The sequence below is a fragment of the Cyclobacterium qasimii M12-11B genome, from assembly GCF_000427295.1.
In the GTDB taxonomy this organism is placed as follows: Bacteria; Bacteroidota; Bacteroidia; order Cytophagales; family Cyclobacteriaceae; genus Cyclobacterium; species Cyclobacterium qasimii.
In genome coordinates this window covers 67,484-87,277 of sequence record NZ_ATNM01000193.1, presented here as the reverse complement: position 1 = coordinate 87,277, position 19,794 = coordinate 67,484, and the positions used below count along the sequence as shown (strand labels likewise).

18 protein-coding genes and 2 pseudogenes are annotated in these 19,794 nt (G+C 38.1%); 17 read left to right on the top strand and 3 right to left on the bottom strand.

All coding sequences use genetic code 11. The features are described from left to right. Nucleotides 1–30 precede the first annotated feature (30 nt). Entirely contained in the window at nucleotides 31–879 is an 849-nt protein-coding gene (locus ADICYQ_RS23930) for a DUF2911 domain-containing protein (RefSeq protein WP_040418040.1), read from the bottom strand. A gap of 234 nt (nucleotides 880–1,113) precedes the next feature. Here ADICYQ_RS23930 and ADICYQ_RS23925 point away from each other — a divergent pair, with 234 nt between their 5' ends. Continuing rightward, a complete protein-coding gene (locus ADICYQ_RS23925; RefSeq protein ID WP_020891520.1) occupies nucleotides 1,114–2,040 on the top strand; it encodes a 2-hydroxyacid dehydrogenase in 927 nt (308 codons plus the stop codon). 16 nt (nucleotides 2,041–2,056) lie between these two features. Then, a complete protein-coding gene (locus ADICYQ_RS23920; protein WP_020891519.1) occupies nucleotides 2,057–2,893 on the top strand; it encodes a universal stress protein in 837 nt (278 codons plus the stop codon). Here the strand turns inward: ADICYQ_RS23920 and ADICYQ_RS23915 are convergent. Then, on the bottom strand, nucleotides 2,880–3,578 hold the full coding sequence (locus tag ADICYQ_RS23915) for a tetratricopeptide repeat protein (protein ID WP_020891518.1): 699 nt from the start codon (nucleotides 3,576–3,578) through the stop codon (nucleotides 2,880–2,882). The two genes, ADICYQ_RS23920 and ADICYQ_RS23915, sit on opposite strands and share 14 nt — an antisense overlap. Before the next feature lie 122 nt (nucleotides 3,579–3,700). On the opposite strand from ADICYQ_RS23915, the pseudogene holA reads away from it, so the two are divergent. From holA to trmB, 9 genes and pseudogenes are all read left to right on the top strand, one after another. After that, a pseudogene (gene holA, locus ADICYQ_RS23910) lies at nucleotides 3,701–4,725 on the top strand (DNA polymerase III subunit delta). Between the two features lie 13 nt (nucleotides 4,726–4,738). Next, nucleotides 4,739–7,741, top strand: a complete 3,003-nt coding sequence (locus ADICYQ_RS23905; protein ID WP_040418025.1) for a tetratricopeptide repeat protein — start codon at nucleotides 4,739–4,741, stop codon at nucleotides 7,739–7,741. Further along, nucleotides 7,741–9,414 carry a TonB-dependent receptor gene (locus tag ADICYQ_RS23900; RefSeq protein WP_040418023.1) on the top strand — a complete coding sequence of 558 codons (1,674 nt, stop codon included), beginning with the start codon at nucleotides 7,741–7,743 and terminating at the stop codon, nucleotides 9,412–9,414. Before ADICYQ_RS23905 ends, ADICYQ_RS23900 begins: the two co-directional genes overlap by 1 nt. Before the next feature lie 137 nt (nucleotides 9,415–9,551). Continuing rightward, on the top strand, nucleotides 9,552–10,205 hold the full coding sequence (locus ADICYQ_RS23895; protein WP_020891514.1) for an SPOR domain-containing protein: 654 nt from the start codon (nucleotides 9,552–9,554) through the stop codon (nucleotides 10,203–10,205). A gap of 1 nt (nucleotide 10,206) precedes the next feature. After that, nucleotides 10,207–10,908, top strand: a complete 702-nt coding sequence (locus ADICYQ_RS23890) for a MotA/TolQ/ExbB proton channel family protein (RefSeq protein WP_020891513.1) — start codon at nucleotides 10,207–10,209, stop codon at nucleotides 10,906–10,908. Nucleotide 10,909: 1 nt separating this feature from the next. Then, nucleotides 10,910–11,302 (top strand): ExbD/TolR family protein, encoded by a 393-nt coding sequence (locus ADICYQ_RS23885; RefSeq protein ID WP_040418020.1) that lies wholly within the window; start codon nucleotides 10,910–10,912, stop codon nucleotides 11,300–11,302. A 3-nt stretch (nucleotides 11,303–11,305) separates the two neighbouring features. After that, nucleotides 11,306–12,259 carry a hypothetical protein gene (locus tag ADICYQ_RS23880; protein WP_020891511.1) on the top strand — a complete coding sequence of 318 codons (954 nt, stop codon included), beginning with the start codon at nucleotides 11,306–11,308 and terminating at the stop codon, nucleotides 12,257–12,259. Nucleotides 12,260–12,268: 9 nt separating this feature from the next. After that, nucleotides 12,269–13,576: a bifunctional folylpolyglutamate synthase/dihydrofolate synthase gene (locus ADICYQ_RS23875; RefSeq protein WP_020891510.1), complete on the top strand. Its 1,308-nt coding sequence runs from the start codon at nucleotides 12,269–12,271 to the stop codon at nucleotides 13,574–13,576. A gap of 2 nt (nucleotides 13,577–13,578) precedes the next feature. After that, nucleotides 13,579–14,237, top strand: a pseudogene (trmB, locus tag ADICYQ_RS23870) (tRNA (guanosine(46)-N7)-methyltransferase TrmB). Between the two features lie 2 nt (nucleotides 14,238–14,239). Here the strand turns inward: trmB and ADICYQ_RS23865 are convergent. After that, the gene (locus ADICYQ_RS23865; RefSeq protein WP_020891507.1) at nucleotides 14,240–14,869 is read right to left on the bottom strand and encodes a beta/alpha barrel domain-containing protein; all 630 of its coding nucleotides are present in this window, start codon (nucleotides 14,867–14,869) and stop codon (nucleotides 14,240–14,242) included. 52 nt (nucleotides 14,870–14,921) lie between these two features. Here ADICYQ_RS23865 and ADICYQ_RS23860 point away from each other — a divergent pair, with 52 nt between their 5' ends. The 6 genes from ADICYQ_RS23860 to ADICYQ_RS23840 all read left to right on the top strand — a co-directional run bounded on the left by ADICYQ_RS23860 (nucleotide 14,922) and on the right by ADICYQ_RS23840 (nucleotide 19,681). Beyond that, a complete protein-coding gene (locus tag ADICYQ_RS23860) occupies nucleotides 14,922–15,611 on the top strand; it encodes a hypothetical protein (RefSeq protein ID WP_051160350.1) in 690 nt (229 codons plus the stop codon). Further along, complete coding sequence (locus ADICYQ_RS29160; RefSeq protein ID WP_235114886.1) at nucleotides 15,598–16,068, top strand: hypothetical protein; 471 nt, start codon at nucleotides 15,598–15,600, stop codon at nucleotides 16,066–16,068. The genes ADICYQ_RS23860 and ADICYQ_RS29160 overlap by 14 nt, the downstream gene beginning before the upstream one ends. Further along, complete coding sequence (locus tag ADICYQ_RS23855; protein WP_235114884.1) at nucleotides 16,029–17,234, top strand: S8 family serine peptidase; 1,206 nt, start codon at nucleotides 16,029–16,031, stop codon at nucleotides 17,232–17,234. The genes ADICYQ_RS29160 and ADICYQ_RS23855 overlap by 40 nt, the downstream gene beginning before the upstream one ends. 69 nt (nucleotides 17,235–17,303) lie before the next feature. Then, nucleotides 17,304–17,957, top strand: coding sequence for a ribulose-phosphate 3-epimerase (rpe, locus tag ADICYQ_RS23850; RefSeq protein ID WP_020891503.1), 654 nt, complete (start codon nucleotides 17,304–17,306; stop codon nucleotides 17,955–17,957). Nucleotides 17,958–18,076: 119 nt separating this feature from the next. After that, entirely contained in the window at nucleotides 18,077–18,589 is a 513-nt protein-coding gene (locus ADICYQ_RS23845) for a hypothetical protein (RefSeq protein WP_020891502.1), read from the top strand. A gap of 93 nt (nucleotides 18,590–18,682) precedes the next feature. Beyond that, nucleotides 18,683–19,681 (top strand): hypothetical protein, encoded by a 999-nt coding sequence (locus tag ADICYQ_RS23840; RefSeq protein WP_040418018.1) that lies wholly within the window; start codon nucleotides 18,683–18,685, stop codon nucleotides 19,679–19,681. The last annotated feature ends 113 nt before the right edge of the window (nucleotides 19,682–19,794 follow it).

Here is a 19,794-nt window from a genome sequence, read left to right as displayed (position 1 = left end):
ATTCAACAGTGAACGGGATTCAAGGCCTTATTATTTGATGGAATCTATCAATCGTTGATTAAGGGCAACATAATCCATATTACCTTCTTCTTTTGCCATTTGCATTGATTCCTGCGCGGTAGCAATGGCCTCACTTTTATTTCCTAAAGCAGCTTGAATTTTAGCCTTTAAATGAACGGTATAATATTTAGGGTCTGCTTCAACGGATTTTGAAACCCATTCAATAGCAGCGTTGAGGTCTTTTCCTTGGTTATAATAGTAGTTGGCCGCTTGAAACTGTAACCCTGCATCATTGCTCTCCTGATCTATCAGTAACTCCTTAATTTGGCGCATGACCACACGATCAACTTCCATTTCTATGCCGAAACCTACAGTAGTTTTGTCCCAAGAGATATTAAGTTGAGCACCTGAATCTGTCAGGTTCGAAAAATTAATTTCCATTGATTCTACAGCTTTTTTAAGCTTGTTTACTGGAACGTTTAATCTAAGTGCGTCATTAGATGCGTCGTATCCCATGGCGCCCCACAATTCTGTATTTTTGGAGAAGATTATGGTCCATGACCTCTTTTCAGGTATAGTATATATGGCGTATTTTCCAGCTTTCAAAGATTGTCCATTTACCTTTATATCTGTATCAACAGAAAGGGTTGTAGGGTTATTAGCACCTGTCCTCCAAACACTACCAAAGGGCACCAATTCCCCAAAGATCTTTCGGTTTTTCATACTCGGTCTGGAATACTCCAGATGGATCATGGTAAGGCCAACCTGTTGAGAAACTTGACTATTTGGGCTTGCTTGAGGCATTTTAATTTGTGCCAATAGACTCACTTGAACAAATGCAAAAAGTGCAATTAGGCAAACAATGTTCTTTGTTTTCATGGATTTTATAATTAGATTGTTGTTAATCATCTAAGAGTATAGTATACTTACAGTTGGGTAATAATATCCTTTAAACGGTAATTCACCCATATGTAAAGATAAGAAAATTGTCAGTATATAATTATAGATGTCAATTATGTTGCTTATAGGTAGACATTTATCCAGGTTTCTTTTTCAGGAATTCTAGAGGCTATCTATTTTAAATTAACTATCCAAAATCAACTAATTCTCTTCATGGCTTTAGCAATTGTTGCGCCAAATAAATCTGAAAAGGAATTGAATGCCTGGAAAGGCATTTTTCTTGAACTAGCACCAGACATTAACCTTCAAATTTACCCTGATATTCAAGACAATGCGCTTGTAGAAGTGGTTGTATTGTGGCAACACCCCAAAAACATCCTCAAAGAGTTTCCTAACCTTAAACTCATTTGCTCAATGGGCTCTGGTGTGGACCATATCATGTCAGATTATGTTCCTGAAAACATACCCATTACCCGCATTATAGATCCTCGACTTACCTTTTCCATGACCAATTATGTGGTGATGGGCATTCTAAATTACCACAGGCAATTTAAACGCTACCTTGAAAATAAAAAGTCTAAAACATGGGACATGACACAACCAGAAATACCTATTTCAGTGGGTGTAATGGGAGTAGGAGAGTTAGGTGGTGATGTGTTGGACAAGGTGAATGCGCTGGGTTTTCCTTGTTATGGCTATGGCAATTCTCCAAAAAATGACTTTAGGTATCCGTATTATCATGGCGAGGAATTACAAGAATTTTTGGATCAGGTCAATATAGTGGTCTGTCTGTTGCCTTTGACTCCCAAAACAGAGGGTTTTCTGAATGCTACTTTATTCAAAAAGTTTAAACAGGGTACTTACCTTATAAATGTTGCTAGGGGAATGCACTTGGTGGAAGAGGATTTGATTCCAGCTATTAATTCAGGGCAGGTTTCAGGTGCTTTGCTGGATGTTTTCCGAAAGGAACCCCTGGAAAAGAATCACCCCTTTTGGGAACAGGAGGAAATAATGGTCACCCCACACATTGCAAGTATAACCAATTATAAAGCAGCAGCGCCTCAAATTATCGCCAATTACAGGAATCTCATTAACCAAAGGCCTTTGCTTAATGAGGTCAGTACAGATCAAGGATATTAAATTATACTTTCTAGATATGAAAAATTACACCATTCTTTGTCCCACAGACTTTTCTGAATGCGCTTTAAATGCCATCGAATATGCCGCGAGGTTAGGTGAAAAGCTGGGTGCTGAATTAACACTCTTTCATGTTCCTGACAAAGAAGATTATCAAAAGCTTTTCCCCACCAAAGTCGTGGAAGACAGTTTGGATGCTGCAAAAAATAAACTTACAAACTTGGTAAAAGCTGTTCAGGAGGAAAGTCTTGGAAAAGGCCTGGCTTCTTGTAATTTTCTGATAAAAGAAGGAAAGACCGTGAAAACGATCATTGACTATTCAGAAGAAAATAACATTGACCTGATAATAATGGGTACTGAAGGAATCAATGAGTTTAAAAACAATTATATAGGCACTAAGTCAAGTAATGTTGTGCTTGAGTCCAGCTGTGATGTATTTATTATTCCTAGAAAAGTTTTCTTTAAACCACCCAGAAAATTAGTCTACGCTACGGATTACCTGGAAGAGGACAAGTTGGCCATTCAAAAAATAGTCAAAATAGCCAAGTGTTATGACGCTGAAATTGACATTGTTCACGTAAGTTCAAAATCCAATATTATAGACAAAGCCCAACACCAAAGTTTGAAGGAAGAGTTGGCCCCCTTTGCTAAGTATGACAAAATCAATTACGTTTTAAAATCTTATCGGGATGACGCAGCCTTGGGTTTGGAAAATTATCTGATTACTTCGAAGGGAAATATTTTATTTACCCTTAGCAAAAAGAAAACCTGGTTTGAGAAACTTTTTACCAATAACCTCTCCAAAAAGATGTCCTATTTTATCAATAAACCCCTTTACGTAATCAAGAACCTTTAAACTTAGTCTTTATAAAAGCCATAAATTCTTCTCGGGTATCTTTATTGGTAAAGATACCTGACAAGGTTTTAAAATACCCTTTTAAGCTAATGGCATCCTTTTGATCACTTGGATCAAGGCTTTCTTCTTGTTTTAAAGTATCGATTTTGGGCAAAGGGTTTTCATTTCCCTTAGGCGCTTTGTATCCGGTAATTCTGTCTGCCTCAGAAAAACTTTGTTTGGACTGCTTTTGATAGCCAAGTTTTTCCTCTACTATTCCTTTATTATTGTGTGCCACAGCATCTTCCGGATCAAGTGCTATTGCCCTTTCATAATCTTCTATTGCTCCCTTCAAATCACCGATTCTGTCCCTGAAGTAGGCCCTGCTTGAATACCGGTAGGGATTATTTGGATCAAGGTTTAAAGCCTGGTCAAATGCCTCATTTGCTTCGTGATTGCGCTCAAGAAGGTGCAGTACCACAGCCTTGTCAGAAATATAAGTGGTGTTATAAGTATCTAATTCTAGCAAAGAATCAAAATCAGTTAATGCGTCTTCCAAAGCACCAAGCCTGGATTGTATGCGTGCACGATAGTGAAGGTAAGCAGGAAGCTTTCCTTCATTTACGATTAGCCGATTAAATACCGCCAATGCTTCGTCAAATTTCCCCTCTTTGTAGAAAGAGATGCCTGTTTCTATAGTTTCCACCTTAAATTTGCTTTAGTGTCATTATACATACAAAAGTAATAAAGGTATTGTTTCATTCTAGCCTTAATAATCCTTATTTCTTTTTATCTTTGACCTGTTTTAGTTTCATTTTTAAACCAGGTATGCCGAGTAAACCGGAAAGTATTTTAAAAGATCTGGAAGGAAATAAATTTGCCCCTATTTATTTCCTTCAGGGTGAAGAGCCTTATTTTATTGATAAAATTACGGATTTTATTGAAAACAATGCATTGGCTCCACAAGATCGTAGTTTTAATCAAACGATAATGTATGGTAAAGATGCTACAATGGCATCAATTCTCACCAATGCAAAGCGCTTTCCTATGATGTCGGATAGGCAAGTTGTCATTGTAAAGGAAGCCCAAAATATTTTTGAACTTGGAAAGGAAATAGGGGATCAGCAATTAATTGCTTACATCAAAAATCCGCTTCCAAGTACTATTTTGGTTTTTGCCTATAAATACAAAGTACTGGATGGGCGGAAAGCCCTTGCCAAGGAATTGGATAAAAAGGCCATTCTGGTTAAGTCAGACAAAGTTCCTGAATACAAGTTGGCCCCATATATTGAACAATATGTGAAATCGAAAGGGCATACCATAGAAACCAAAGCCTGTCAGATCCTGGCCGAATCTATTGGTAATAATATGGAGGTGCTGACAAATGAAATTGATAAGATGGTCATTAATTTTAATGAACCGGAAAAGATTAATTCAGGCCATATACAGCAGTATATAGGTATTAGCAAAGACTTCAATAATTTTGAGTTGACCAAAGCTTTAAGTTATAAGGACATTTTAAAGGCAAATACCATCATAAATTACTTTGGACAAAATACCAAGGCCCACCCTTTAATTCCAATTTTATCGCTGTTATTCATGCACTTCTCTCGCCTGTTGTTGGTAAAAGCCAATAAAAACTTAGGAGAACGAGAACTGGCTTCAGTGATAAAAGTCAATCCTTATTTTGTGAAAGAATATACCATTGCTGCAAAAATTATTCTTTAGGCAAGATTATTGATGTGATTGGATATCTTAGAGAAGCAGATTTACGTTCCAAAGGAGTAATTGCTACAAATTCTATGGAAGACAGTCAGACATTAAAAGAACTTATTTTTAAAATTCTTCATTGAGCGCAAATTGAGAATGAATAAAACATTTCTATTTTATGGTTTATCCCTACTAATTTTCAGTCAGGTATATTCCCAGTCCAGTATACATCAAACCAGCTTGGAAGCAAAGTTTCAGGATGCTCTTGAACTTTATCAAAAAGACCAGTTTTCCTCCTCCAGAGAAGCATTTGAAAGGCTGTCTATGCTTCCAGGAATTGAGGACAACAGTCGATCGGTAGCTGTTGCCTATTACAAGGCCTTGTCCTCCCTTAGAGGAGAATTTCCCGAAGGGACTTCCTTGATGGATGCGTTTATTCTTGACCATCCAAATGAATCTCTTAGAAATGAAGCAGCTTGGTTTTTAGGCAACCATTATTTTGTCAATAAAAATTACAAAAAAGCGATCAACAATTATGACTTGCTCCGCAATGTTCCGCTCTCTACTGAACGGCATCCGGAACTGTTTTTTAAAATGGGTTACAGCTATTTTCAGTTGAAAAACTATACCCAGGCGAAAAGTTATTTCGAAAGGGCAAAGACCTTTCGCAGTCCTTATTTAGCAAGTGCTTATTTCTATTCAGGCTTTAGTTCTTTCGAACAAGAAGATTTCGAGTCTGCAGCTAAGGATTTCAAAGAAGCAGAGAAATCAAGTGAGTACAACCTGAAAGTTCCTTATATGTTGGCCGGCATTTATTACAGGCAACAAAAACTAGATACTTTGATTGATTATGCCGCGCCAATAATCAACAAAAAGAACCTAGAGAACAGCGAACAAATTCATTTACTGTTGGCGGAAGCTTACTATGATAAAAATAACTACAGTCAGGCAGCACTTCATTACATGGCTTTCTACACGGCTAAGAAAGGCAAACTTTCAAGAGACCAACAATACAAAGCCGGTGTATCTCATTATGAGAACCAGCAATTTGCTGAAGCAAGCCAGTTTTTTAAAGAGGTAGCTTTAGTCAACGATGAGTTAGGACATTTGGCAAGTTACTTTTTAGGATATGCTTATATACAGCAGAAGAATTTACCATTTGCTGCCAATAGCTTTAACGCCGCCTATAAGATGGACTTCAGGCCTGAAATTAAAGAAGAGGCCTTGTTCAACTATGCAAAAGTTAGTTTGGAATTGGGCAAATTTCAAGAAGCGATAACCGCTTTGGACAATTACCTCAATGAATACCCACAGGGAAGCCAAAAAGTTGCTGCAGAAAATTTACTCAGTGATGCTTTGGTCAATACCAATAATTATCTCCGTGCAATAAGCCACATGGAGAAAATGAATAATAAATCGGATAGGATAAAATCTGCTTATCAGAAGGTTACCTTTTACCAGGCCATGACCTATTACAGGGACAATAACCTGACAGGAACTTTACAACTTCTGGACAAATCCCTACAATATCCCATAGACAAATCACTTCAATACCAAGCGCAATACTGGAAAGGTGAAGCCAATGCAGCCAATAATAGACCAGCAGCAGCCATTCAAGCTTATGAGAAACTAATCAGCATGAATCCACCATCAATGGATTCAAGTTTGATAGGTACTCATTTTGGCTTAGGTTACGCCTATTTCAATGAAGGTCAGTATGAAAAGGCAGAAAGACAGTTTAAAACCTATACTGATAAACTTAAAAGTAGCAGTGACAAGCAACATTATGATGATGCCTTTATCAGACTTGGTGATACCTATTATGTTCAAAAGAGATTTACTGATGCGGCCAATGTCTTTAGGCGTGCGGTAGCGGAAAGTAATCAATACAGTGATTACGCGTACTTCAGAGGTGGAGTAGTAGCCAATTTCCAAAGAAATAACAGCGAAGCGATAAGGCAATTTGATCAAGTGATTAACAACTATCCAAATAGTTTGTATATAGAAGATGTGCTGTACCAAAAAGCGCAAATTCACATGGAAGAACTTAATTACGGACAAGGAAGAGATGTCTTTTCAGTGCTCATAAACACTAAGCCTAACAGTCCTTTTATACCTTTTGCCTTAGAGGGTAGAGCAGTGGCCAATTATTCTTTAAAAGATTATAACGCTGCCATTGAAGATTATAAAATGATACTGAATAAATACCCCAATGCTGAAAATGGTGAAACTGCTTTGGTAGGATTACAGGAAAGTTTGTCTTTAGAAGGCAGGTCACAAGAGTTTTCTACTTACCTGTCTGGATATCGGAAATCCAATCCAAGCAATAACAACCTTCAAAACGTAGAATTTGAAGCGGCAAAAAGCCTTGTCTTCAATCAATCTCATAAGGAAGCCATCACGGCATTACAAAATTTCATTAGAAATTATCCTAACTCAGCCCAGGTGCCAGAAGCCAAGTACTATTTAGGAGATGCTTATTTTCGAATGGGAGATAAAACCAAGGCATTGGCGATCTATTATGAAATTGAGAAGACCAATGACAACAACCTCAAAAGTAGGGTGTTTCATAAAATAGGGCAAATTGAATATGAAAATGGCAATTTTTCCAAAGCCATTCCTTATTATCAATTTACTGCTGATAATGCAAGGAGTAAAGCCGAAGAGTATGAGGCAACTTTTGGGCTGATGCAGTCTTATTTTAAAACGAAAGCCTATAATAAAGCAATTTCAAGTGCTGATAAGATTCTCTCACTTGGAAGTATTACCATAGATTCAGAACCTAATGCATTACTGATTAAGGCAAAATCGCTGGAAAGTACGAATGCAATAGACCAGGCTTTGGCGGTTTACAAGCAACTTATGGAAAATCATAAAACCGAGCAAGGTGCAGAAGCGTTGTATAAAATTGCCCTTCTGCATCATCAGAAAGGAGAATTTGCACTTTCCAATCAGTTGATATTTGACAACTCCCAGCCATTTACCCAGTATGCTTATTGGTATGGAAAGCAGTTTATAGTGCTTGCTCAGAATTACATTTCCTTGGATGAAAAATTTCAGGCGAAAGCTACATTAGAGTCCATCATTGAAAATGCTTCGGATGACACGGTCAAACAGGAAGCGGAAACTTTATTGAAAACCATCAACATAGCCAATTAATGAAACGAATAAATTATTTATTAACTGGGCTGATGGTAATTGCAGGGATTACCCAGGCAATTTCTCAAGAGACATCAGTACCACAAAGAGGAGAAATTAGAGATACGGAATTTATTATTCGGAAGGATAGGGTTTTGAGTCTACCTAGGCAATCGAGGGTATTTGAAAAGAGCCCAGCTTTGCCACCGGTTTCTACCTCGATAAATTACAATTACCAGGTAAAAAACTTCGCCGCAACACTGGCTCCTGTTGAACTGAAATTTCAGCCTTATGCAAAGTCTTTTCCAAAACTTGAAAATGACCAAACGCAGGCAATAGTAAAACTAGGCTATGGCAATTATTCTTCCCCGTTGATTCAGGCAGATTACCACTACCTTGACAACGATGATTATACCTTTGGTGCTCATTTAAAACACCAGGGTTTTTATACAGGACCTGTAGATGGCGAAAATTCAGCAGAAGATCATACTGCTGTTTTGCTAAATGGTAGTCTTTATAAAGATGATTTTGAAGTATTTGGTAAAATAGGCTATGAGAGGGACATGCATCATTTTTATGGCTATACTCCAGATCCTGAGAATCTGGTAATGCAGGATTCCATCCGTCAAGTTTTTGGCACTCTTAAAGCCATGGCAGGATTAAGAAGAGTGGATAGAACAGAGCCATTTGATTATGAAGCAAATGTAGCATTACGCTTGTTCAACGATAGATTTGAGGCCAAAGAAAGTGAAGTAGTTATCCGGGCAAATGCAGGGTTTAGAGCCAATGACTACCTTAAAGGAGGGATTAATACCCTTTTGGCTTTTACCTCTCCAAGTGACATTTATTACGATGACATCGAGCGAAATTATTTTAAGTTACAGCCCTATGTGCAATATGCAAAAGATGCTTTTAAGATAAAAGTTGGGGCGAATGTGATTCAGGAGAACGATATCGTACCGAATAAATCAACGGAACTTCATGTCTATCCGCTGTTGAAAATGTCCTATTATGTAGTACCTGAACTGGGTATTTATGGTTCCTATGAGGGAGATGTTATTAGAAATACTTATTATGATTTTATAAAAGAAAATCCATTTCTGGGTCCTTCTGAAAATTTGAAAAATACGATACAAAATTTCCAGATTGATGCAGGGATTTCAGGCAAAGCCAACGATCAGGCCAATTATAAAATAGGTGTTAAATACGGTGATTTTACTAACATGCATTTTTATGGCAACAATGAAATGGACAGCACTAGATTTCAACTTATTTATGACAACAATACGAAAGTTGTAGAATACCATGCTTCCCTGGATTATGTATTTGATGATTGGTACCAATTGGATGCCTCGGCGCATTTTTACCAATACACATTGGATGAAATTGAAGCAGCATGGCACCGACCTGAATGGGAAGCAAAACTAAACAATACTTTTACTCCCGATGAGAAGTGGTTGATTCATGCGAACCTTAATGCCATGGGGGGAATTGAGGCGCTAAACCTCGCTTCATCAAGCCAAAGAAAACTTGGGACTATAGTTGACCTTCAAATAGGAGCAGACTATGCCATTACCAATAGGATTTCTGCTTTTGCGTATGGCAACAATTTGCTCAATCAAAAATACCAGCGCTTTAATAACTATCCAGTTCGAGCAATTCAATTAATCGGTGGGGTAAGTTTCAAATTTTAAGAGAAGTTAAATTTCTTAGGAGAAAAGAGGCTATCGTCTTAAAATTATAATATTTGGAATAGCGGAATTTTTCGTGTCAATATTGGCGATTTGCTGGTTTTACTTTAGCTTAGTGGATTAAAATAACAATTTTTAAGATGTCTGATAAAAATTCCAAGGATCAAAATAGCCAATCCGATAATGATGAGGACTTTGGACTGCCTCCGGTCAATGTAACACCATTGGAAGGTGCCAAAGGTTCTGAGTCTGGTTCAGGTGCAGCAGGTATAAAACCTGGTATTGAATCAAAAAATAATCCGCCAGTAGAAAAGGAAAAGGACAATACCCTTGGGGTCTTTTTAATTATTCTTTTGTTTATAATCGGTTTGGGTTTTGGACTTTATTATTTCGGGATCTTTGATCAGCTGAATCAGGGAACTTCGCCGGAAAAAGAAAAGGCTGAGTTATCAACAGAACAAGTCCCATCTTCAGCAGCACCTGAAGAGGAAGCGGTGATTGAGGAACCTGTAGTTGAAGAAGAAAAATTGCCTGTACTTTCGGAAATTAACTCCCAGGAAAGTGCTCCAAGATACTTTTTAGTAGTGGCAAGCTTTATTGATGATGATCTTGCAAGAGATTATTCCAATAGACTCAATAAAAAAGGAGAGAATACGTTTTTGATACATCCCTATGGAAAGATCCATTATTACAGATTGGCGATTGGTCAATATGAGAATGTAGATCTGGCTTTAGAAGCAATGGAGGAAGTTCAAGAGGATTACAAGGAAAACTTATGGGTTTTGAAATACTAATATGATATTACTACAAACTTTGTCAACTAATGATGGCCTTCAGGCTGTAGATTCTCTTGCCCTTATGGAAAGTGCAGGCTCCAATGATATTGGACTGTTGGATTTAATGATTAAGGGTGGCTATATGATGATCCCCCTTTATTTACTTTTTATCCTTGCCATATTTATTTTCATTGAGCGTATTATCACCCTTAAGAAGGCTTCTAAAACGCCTAAAGGGATGATCGACCAAGTGAAAATGATGGTACAGAGTGGCAATATAGAACAAGCCAAAATGGTTTGTCAAGGTGAAGAAACGCCTGTCGCACACATGATTTCTAAAGGATTGGAAAGAATTGGTAGCCCACTTAAAAACATTGAAGTGGCCATAGAAAATGTAGGGAAAATTGAAATTTATAAACTGGAGAAAAACCTCAGTTTAATGGCTACAGTTTCTGGTGCGGCTCCTATGATTGGCTTTTTAGGAACCGTTGCAGGTATGATTCGTGCATTTATAGGTGTAGCCCAGGAGGAAGGAATGGTCTCTCCAAAGCTTCTTTCCACAGGTATTTACGAAGCCATGATTACCACAGCTACAGGCTTGGTGGTAGGAATCGTAGCTTATCTAGGTTATAACTACCTGGTAACGCGTGTATCTAAGCTTATCCATAATATGGAATACACTACGATCGAGTTTATTGACCTTTTACAGGATAAAAAATAATATGGCACTGCAGTCAAAAAATAAAATAGAAGCTAGTTTCAGCATGTCTTCCATGACTGATATTATCTTTCTATTGCTTATATTTTTTATGCTTACCTCCTCATTTATAACGCCATCTGGCCTTCCTGTGAATTTACCCTCTAGTGAAAGTTCAGATATCGTTATGCAAGAGGTAACGGTAAGTGTAACAAAAGATCTCAGGTTTGCAGTCAATGATAAACAAGTCTCCAGAGATGAAATTAAAAATGCATTGACAGCGTTATTGAAGGATAATAAAGGATATGTGGTTTTGCATATCGATAAAGAAGTGCCAGTGGAATATTTGGTGGAAATAGGTGGCTATGCAGCCAGCCTTGGAGCCAATGTGACCATAGCAACACAACCGTTTAAGTAAGAGATGGAAGTTTGGGAAGACGATAAAGCTACAGCGGAAAATAATCGGAAAGCATTAATCATTACGCTTGTCTTTAATGTATTGCTTTTGATTGGACTCTATTTTGTCATGGTGTGGAAACAACCGGTTCCTCCCATGTCTCAATTTGGGTTGGAGTTGAACCTTGGATTTTCAGATATGGGTTCGGATTCAAAGCAGACAGAAACACCACCTTCTCCTAGTCAGGAACAAACTACTGAGGCAGCGGCACCAGGTGATCCTGCGCCGCAGGTTACTGAGACCGTAACACCTGTAACACCACCGAAGGCTAATCCTGCACCCGCAGAACCAAAAAAGACACAACCTAAGGTTGAGGCAGTAGCTAAAACACCTAGCCCTGTGAAAGCTGAAAAGAAAGTGGTGGAGAAAAAAGAAAGTCCTAAAGAGACGACTACCAAAGCTGAAGTTCCTGTTAAGAGTCAACCTGAAAAAGAACCTCAGCCTGAAAAGGTAGAAAAACCTCAGCCTACCGTAGACCCCAGAGCTATATTTGGAGCTGGAGGTACCACTGGAACAGGCAAGAAACCTTCAGCTGGTAGCAGCCAGGGTAACAGTACGCAAGCAGGTGATGAAGGCAATCCAAATGGAACCATAGACGGAAGGTCAATTTTACAATCAGGTAAAGGCAATACCGGTGACGGTGGGGGGTATAACCTTGACCTTGCTGGTTGGGATTTTGCTTCTAGACCAAACATCCAAGACAGGGTTTCCAATAGGAATGGCCAAATTATTTTTAATATAACGATAGATTCCGGGGGTAAAATTGTACAAGCTACTCCTGATACCTATTCAGTATCAAATGAGGTATTGAACTATTATCGTAGTGTAGTAAGAAGTTTGACCTTTAAGCCTCAAAGTGGAAACGCCATTGCTGAATATTCGAAAGGTAAAATCACCTTTATCATCCGAGTAGATTAATTGACCTCAATGAACTATCAATCCTCCCTGGACTTTTTGCTCCAGGCCCTTCCTATGTTTCAACGTGTAGGAGCTTCTGCTTTTAAAAAAGACCTTAGCAACACTTTAAAACTTTGCGCGCACCTGGGGGATCCTCAAACCAGGTTTAAAAGCATTCACATTGCAGGCACCAATGGTAAAGGCAGCACAGCCCATTCCTTGGCTTCGGTATTGCAAGAAGCAGGCTTTAAAACAGGGCTTTATACTTCACCGCATCTCAAATCCTTTCGAGAAAGAATAAAAATAAATGGCCTAGAAATACCTGAAAGTGAGGTAATAAGCTTTGTAGAGGCCAATAAGTCTTTTTTGTTAGCATTAAAACCAAGTTTTTTTGAAATGACCGTCGCCCTTTCCTTTGATTATTTTGCCAGGATGGGAGTAGATTATGCTATAGTTGAAACAGGCATGGGAGGTAGGTTTGATAGCACCAATATTATTCATCCCATACTGAGTATCATTACAAATATTGGATTTGATCATGAACAATTTCTAGGAGACAGTCTCGACAAAATTGCTTTTGAGAAGGCTGGAATAATCAAAGAAAATGTGCCTGTTGTGATTGGTCAAACGCAACCTGAAACTACCGAAGTATTTCAAAATAAAGCCTTAGAAAACAAGGCAAGCCTAACATTTGCTGATAAATCGATCCAGGCAAAATTTAATGGATACTCGACGGATACAAGTGGAAAAAGACGGATAGATTATGACATTGTTGGTTCTTCTATAGGTTTACAAAAGGTTCAATTGGACCTATTGGGTAGTTATCAGGCCAAAAACCTGCCAGGTATATTATCCGCTCTAGGTATTTTAAATGAAATGGGCCTTCAGATTGATGATAAACAGGTGTCCGCAGGATTGGCCAATATTGTCAAGAATACCGGACTTAAAGGACGTTGGCAAATATTACAGGAAAATCCTTTAACCATTTGTGATACAGGTCATAACATGGATGGTATTCAAGAGATTGTTGGGCAGTTAATGTCCTTGAAACAGGAACGACAGCTGTACATGGTGCTGGGGATGGTGAAGGACAAAGACCACCAAAAAGTATTTGAAAAATTACCCAAAGAGGCCATCTACATTTTTTGTGAGGCCGATCAACCTCGTTCAATGCCTGCCGAGTCACTACAAACCCTGGCAGCAGGTTTTGGCTTGAATGGGACAGTGGTTTCGGAAGTAAATGCCGCATTAGCGGATGCTAAAAGAAGGGCAAGTGCAGAGGATCTGATTTTTATTGGAGGAAGTACCTTTGTTGTTGCAGAAATAAATGAATTATAGAAATGGGAAGAAATAAACTAGAGCGATTCCGACAAATCGAAGAGAACACCAATGTAATCCAGCCTGGAAAAGAAAGTTTCGAAAAGATAAAAGGTAACTGGAAAGCGGATCAGTTTCAAAATGAAGCACCGATGGTTGTTGAATTGGCCTGTGGCAGGGGGGAGTTTACCGTAGGACAAGCAAGGGTTGAACCCAATAAGAATTTTGTTGGAGTGGATATCAAAGGAGGAAGAATCTGGAAAGGCAGCACCATTGCCATAGCTGAAGGCTTGCAAAATGTAGCCTTTTTAAGAGCTCAAATAGAGTTGATAGAGGAATCATTTGATGAGGGTGAAATAGATGAGCTCTGGATAACTTTTCCAGACCCAAGGCCTAAGGACAGGGAGGAGCGAAAAAGGCTTACTTCTCCAAAGTTTTTGGAAAGGTATAAAAAATCATGACCCCGAAGGGCCATGTACATTTCAAAACGGACAATACTGGATTGTATGAATATACCTTTGAGTTATTTGAGAATAGAGACGATATCGTCATTTTCAAAAACACCAGAGATTTTTACCAATCAGAATGGAAAGACGACCATCATGGCATCATGACGCGTTATGAGAAAATGTTTATGGAAAAAGGGGAGACCATCAAATACATAGAATTTGGTTTTAAATAAGCCTAGTCTTCTACTTCAATGGCTTCCAGGATATCCGCCAATTCATCAAAATCTTTTATTCCAGGCTTAATTTCATGTCCTGCCTTCATGCTGATACCTTTTAGAGGTATTGAATCCAGAAGTTGGTCAATGTTTTTATCATCAAAGCCAAATCCAAGTAGCAAATCACATTTTGCTGCTATTTTTTTGATTTCTTCCTGAATTCCCTCTGTAATTTCCATGGAGGTGTCAGATTCGAGGTTTAGTATTATGTCGTTTTCTTTTAGCGTGGGCGCCAGGTCCAATAAGTCCTCTAAGTCTTCGGGTTTTTCTAAAGTGTATTTGAAGATTAAGGAGTAACTGGTATTTTTAAGCATTGGGAGATGAAGTCTTTCAGCAATTTGAATGTAAGAGAACCCTTCATACTGCGCCATCGTTTCTAAAATAGTATCGGGATGACTGTCCGAGAATTCCGCAACGTATTCCAATCCGGATAACCAATCTGTAATTTCTTTAAAAGCTGTTGGCGTTACGTAATACTCATTGTTCTTTTCAAGGGAAAAACCCATAAGGTTAACATACATTCCAGAACAGTAGCGTGCATCGCTTAAGTTGTTGACATTACTTATCTTTACAAAAGTTTTTAAAGCCATTTTATTTTAGTCGATTATTTCCGTAATTTTCAATTGAATTCAAAGATAGAAAATGAAAATTTTTAATAAAAGGTATTGGTTGCTACCTCTCCTTATTTTTATGGGTAGCTGTACAGAAGAGCAAGAGGATCCTGAAGTGATTACCTCTACCTATTATCCACTGGCAATAGGAAATTTTTGGGATTACAGCGTTGACGAAACGATCTATTATGGAGAGGAAGACTTCGAAACAGAAAGTTATTTTTACCGCGATGAGATCGCTGATTTTTATTTGAATGAAGACAAGGACCTGGTTTACCTGTTTCATCGTAAGAAATCTTTGAATAAAACTGACTGGACAAACGAAGTGGTCTATACGGCCACATTTAGTAATAATCGAATTATTAAGCAATACAATAACCTTCAGGAAATCATTTTGGTTTATCCTTTGGCAGTGGATTTCAGTTGGAATGGAAATGCCCTGAACAATAACCTGCCCGAAAGTTACTTTATTGAAAGTACGGGGTCTTATATATTGAATGAATTTGCCTTTCCTGATGCTGTTAAGGTTAGAGTTAGTGAAGAAGATGATTTAATCACCATCAGAGACAACAGGTATGCCGTGTTTGCAAATAGTATTGGTTTGGTTGAAAGTTACTATGAAGTATTCCAGTATTGCTCTAGAAATGATTGTTTAGGCGAACAAATTATTCAGGAAGGCCGTTTTACACATTTGAGGCTTATAAATTATGGTAAATTATAGTGTAGCGTTAGCTTTTGTTTTCTGTTTAATTACTTTCAATGTAATTGCCCAGGACCGGTATGCAGTACATTATAAATATAAACCAGATAGCTCTTACAGTCTCGAACATCCTGAAACCTGGTTGACTCAAAAAACATTGCTTCGAAGGGATAGAGACAAGGTTTTATTGGATAGTACTGACTTACCTGTGTCTAATAAGTACGTTGAATCCTTAAGGCCTTATGTAGATGACTTTATTTTTCATACCAAATGGTTAAATGCCTCCATAGTAAATGCCTCATCGGAGGAAATTGATAATATCGCAGCATTGGATTTTGTTAGCGAAGTAATTTTAATTGCCAAAGGTGGGCCAAGCCAATTGGAAAGTAGCACCCAGAGTTACAAGGTTAAAAAAAGAAAAAGCGGCTTAAGAAGGCTGTGGAAGTCTCCAATTTCGATTTTCAAAACAGTATTTTAGGCATTTCTGACATGCACAATGCTGGATATACAGGTGAAGGGGTATTGGTAGCAATTTTTGATGCCGGATTTTTGAATGTGGATAATATTCCAGCCTTTGATCATTTGTTTGATGGGAATAAGATTGCAGCCACTAAAGACCTGGTTTTGGCAGGCTCTACTACAGTATTTAGGGCAGATACCCATGGGACAGGTACTTTGTCCTTAATGGCTGCTTATGATCCTGAAAACCTTATCGCAGGAGCTTATGGAGCCAATTATATTTTGTGCATCACAGAGGATGTAGATTCTGAATATAGAATCGAAGAATACAATTGGGTCAGGGCTGCAGAATTTGCAGACAGCCTTGGGGTGGATGTGATCAATAGCTCTCTTGGGTACAATTTTTTCGACGATGCCGAAATGAATTACTCCACGGAAGACCTGGATGGAGAAACCGCAGTTATTACCAAAGGAGCCAATATGGCTGCTGAGAAAGGAATACTTGTGATCAGCAGTGCTGGCAATGAAGGGAATATTAGCTGGAAAACAATCACCGCCCCAGCAGATGCGAAAGGAATAATTGCCGTGGGTGCGATAAATAGTAGTTTTGAAAAAGCAGGATTCAGCTCTATTGGTCCAAGTGCTGATGATAGAATAAAACCTGAACTTGTGGCTTATGGTAGCGGGGTAACCCTTTGGCGACAGGTAGGGAGCACCAGTACTGCCAGTGGTACTTCTTTTTCTGCTCCACAAGTCGCTGCACTGGCAGTAGGCCTGAGGGAAGCAAATCCTGATTGGACAAGCAAAGAATTAAGAGACCAGCTAATCCTAAGTGGTTCACAATACTCCGAGCCTGATAATGAACTTGGTTATGGCATTCCTGATTTCACAAGGGCCATGTTTGGTGAACTTTTTCCTGTAATGGATCCCGAAAAAGCTACTGCCACGAGAATCTATCCTAACCCTTTGGTGGCAGATCAATTGCTTATTGAGTTCGGAAGCAGCACTGATTGTACGATGAAGCTGTATTCCAGCGATGGCAAGGTGATCAGTGAACATGATCTGGAGAGAATGGGAAAAAATTTCCCCTATAATGTAAGCATGAAATTATTGAATCCTGGAATATATCTGGTTGAATTACAAGATGATTCCACAGCCTCAAAGGTGAAGTTGTGGAAGAAATAAGGAATTGACCTTAAAATTCCCTTTTTTGTATATTAATCGATTATTATTTTAACCTAAATCCCATTCCTTATGAATCCTTTGATAGCGCCCTCAATATTGGCAGCCGATTTTGCTAACCTTCAGAAGGAAGTAGAAATGATTAATAATTCTGTTGCAGATCTTATCCATGTCGACATTATGGATGGTGTATTTGTTCCAAATATTTCTTTTGGATTACCTGTAGTAGAGGCTGTAAATAGGCATGCAAAAAAGCCTTTGGACGTTCATTTAATGATTGTAGAGCCTGACAAGTACCTTGAGGCATTTCACAAAGCTGGTGCTGCTCAAATCACAGTACACATTGAAGCTTGCCCACATCTACATCGTACGATCCAGGCCATCAAAGCAATGGATTGTAAAGCTGGAGTAGCACTCAATCCGCATACACCTGTTAGGAGTTTGCAAGATATTATTAGAGAGGTAGATACCGTCCTAATCATGTCCGTAAACCCTGGTTTTGGAGGACAAGAATTTATAGAAAACACCTATAAAAAGATACAGGCTTTAAGTCAATTAATTGTAGAAACAGGATCTCATGCAAAAATAGAAATTGATGGGGGAGTGAGCTTATCTAACGCTAAAAAGCTGTTGGATGCCGGTGCAAATGTTCTGGTTGCTGGGAACTTTGTATTTTCCTCAGAAAATCCTACGGAAACAATTAATAAGCTTAAATTTATTGTTTAAATTCAATATTAACCTCTTTTCCATGAATTTTTAACATGTTTTTTGGTTCATTGTTTGTTAAATTGGTTGATTCTGATTTAATTCGAGGGTAGATAGCATTTAATAAATTAAGAAAAATTATGAAGAAATTATTAGGATTGGCCTTTTTATTCTGTGGTTTAATAGGTTTTAATGCGCAAGCACAAGATGAAGCTGTAGAAGAAATTACGGATGAAGAAATTGCAAAATTTGCTGCAATGGAAGACTCTGTAATGGCCTTTTATGAGCAAAAAAATGTTGAGTTAATCAGTATGATTAAGGAAAACGAAGTCATAGATGGAGCTGGCCGTTATAACGATATAAAAGGTGCATGGGAAGATGAGGCAAAGCTTGCCGAAATTGAAATCACCGACGAGGAGAAAGTAGCTTATGAAGCAATTTTGGAATTTATGGGTTCCTTAAGCACAGAAGTTAGAGAATTGAAAATTGGCCTGATTAAAAACGATGACGTTTTAGGAATTGCAACTTACAATAAAGTAAACAAGGCAATGAAAGCAAATCCTGAGGTTAAAGAAAAAGTGGATAGTTTAATGGCTGAATTAAAAGAAAAAAGAACTCCAGCTGAAGAAGAAAGTACTTCTGACGAGAGTTAATAAACGATTTCTTAAGCGTTAAGAAAAAAAACCCTCAATTTTTGAGGGTTTTTTTGTTTTATTGCGTTAGTAAATTAAAGACCATTTATAACTATGGAATTGAATAAGCGATTGATTTCTTTGACTAGCCTCATGGTAGTTTTACTTGCTACGGTAACTTTTCAAAGTAAAGCACAGGAGGATATTTTTGGTATAGACAGGAAAATTAAAAGCAAAAAAAGCGAAAGCGAGGTGGGCAATGCATTTAGAAATGCAGTCAGTAACTTTTCTTTTGAATTGTCTACAGGAGCAGGTTATCATGAGAACCGACTTATTTTTAACAGTGAAATGCCTGAAAATTATCCTATCACGGATTTGTCCACCATGGAGCCAGCGGAGCTAACAATTGAGGATACCATTTCATTTAGAAATAATAATTTCGCCTATCCTTTAAACCTTGGGGTTCGCCTTAATTTATTTGACATGCTTGTTGTAGGTGCTGGGTATGGTAGAGAATGGGGAAGTTTTGATGAATTCAATGGCGCAGGAAATACTTTTACCCTAGAAGAAGAGCAGTATACTTATGATAAATTCTATGGCACAGTAGGCTTGATTCTTTGGGACGCTAAAAAGCGAGGTGCATTTCTGAGGTGGCAGTATAGGAAGTATTCCGAGGGTAATATCTCCATGCAAAACCAACTCAAACAAAGAGCAAGACAATTTTATCCATGGCGAATAATTGCTGAAGGGGAGTTTGGATCCATGAAGTTAAAGAAATCTCTTGATCCTCGACTTACTGCCAGTTCAGGATATTATGGAGTAGGACTTAGATTTGAGAGAGATTTATCAGAATATTCGAAAGTTTTTATAAAACCTGCGGCAGAATTCAGGCCTTATGAATATAATATGACCGATCCGATGGAAATTCAGTCGCTTAAACAATCAATTTATACTTTACAGGTAGGTGTTTCCATGAGTCTTCCAGGATCCAAAAGATGTAAAGTAGCAGGTTGTAAGGTAGTTATGAAGCATCTTCACAATGGTGTTGAGTACAGAGGGAGCTCCATTTGGAAAAGGCAGAATAGAAAAGTAGGTCAGTGGTATGGCAACTGATTTGGGGGTTTTACATGGTTATATTCCAAATTAATTCCTGTAAAATGGAAAATTAACTCCATGAATATAAAAAGGATACCGAATTATTGAATTGTAAGAAATATAATATTTTT

Coding starts and splice junctions, on each gene's coding strand:
- ADICYQ_RS23930 (WP_040418040.1), bottom strand. CDS start 879: ATGAAAACAAAGAACATTGTTTGCCTAATTGCACTTTTTGCATTTGTT.
- ADICYQ_RS23925 (WP_020891520.1), top strand. CDS start 1,114: ATGGCTTTAGCAATTGTTGCGCCAAATAAATCTGAAAAGGAATTGAAT.
- ADICYQ_RS23920 (WP_020891519.1), top strand. CDS start 2,057: ATGAAAAATTACACCATTCTTTGTCCCACAGACTTTTCTGAATGCGCT.
- ADICYQ_RS23905 (WP_040418025.1), top strand. CDS start 4,739: ATGAATAAAACATTTCTATTTTATGGTTTATCCCTACTAATTTTCAGT.
- ADICYQ_RS23900 (WP_040418023.1), top strand. CDS start 7,741: ATGAAACGAATAAATTATTTATTAACTGGGCTGATGGTAATTGCAGGG.
- ADICYQ_RS23895 (WP_020891514.1), top strand. CDS start 9,552: ATGTCTGATAAAAATTCCAAGGATCAAAATAGCCAATCCGATAATGAT.
- ADICYQ_RS23890 (WP_020891513.1), top strand. CDS start 10,207: ATGATATTACTACAAACTTTGTCAACTAATGATGGCCTTCAGGCTGTA.
- ADICYQ_RS23885 (WP_040418020.1), top strand. CDS start 10,910: ATGGCACTGCAGTCAAAAAATAAAATAGAAGCTAGTTTCAGCATGTCT.
- ADICYQ_RS23880 (WP_020891511.1), top strand. CDS start 11,306: ATGGAAGTTTGGGAAGACGATAAAGCTACAGCGGAAAATAATCGGAAA.
- ADICYQ_RS23875 (WP_020891510.1), top strand. CDS start 12,269: ATGAACTATCAATCCTCCCTGGACTTTTTGCTCCAGGCCCTTCCTATG.
- ADICYQ_RS23865 (WP_020891507.1), bottom strand. CDS start 14,869: ATGGCTTTAAAAACTTTTGTAAAGATAAGTAATGTCAACAACTTAAGC.
- ADICYQ_RS23860 (WP_051160350.1), top strand. CDS start 14,922: ATGAAAATTTTTAATAAAAGGTATTGGTTGCTACCTCTCCTTATTTTT.
- ADICYQ_RS29160 (WP_235114886.1), top strand. CDS start 15,598: ATGGTAAATTATAGTGTAGCGTTAGCTTTTGTTTTCTGTTTAATTACT.
- rpe (WP_020891503.1), top strand. CDS start 17,304: ATGAATCCTTTGATAGCGCCCTCAATATTGGCAGCCGATTTTGCTAAC.
- ADICYQ_RS23845 (WP_020891502.1), top strand. CDS start 18,077: ATGAAGAAATTATTAGGATTGGCCTTTTTATTCTGTGGTTTAATAGGT.
- ADICYQ_RS23840 (WP_040418018.1), top strand. CDS start 18,683: ATGGAATTGAATAAGCGATTGATTTCTTTGACTAGCCTCATGGTAGTT.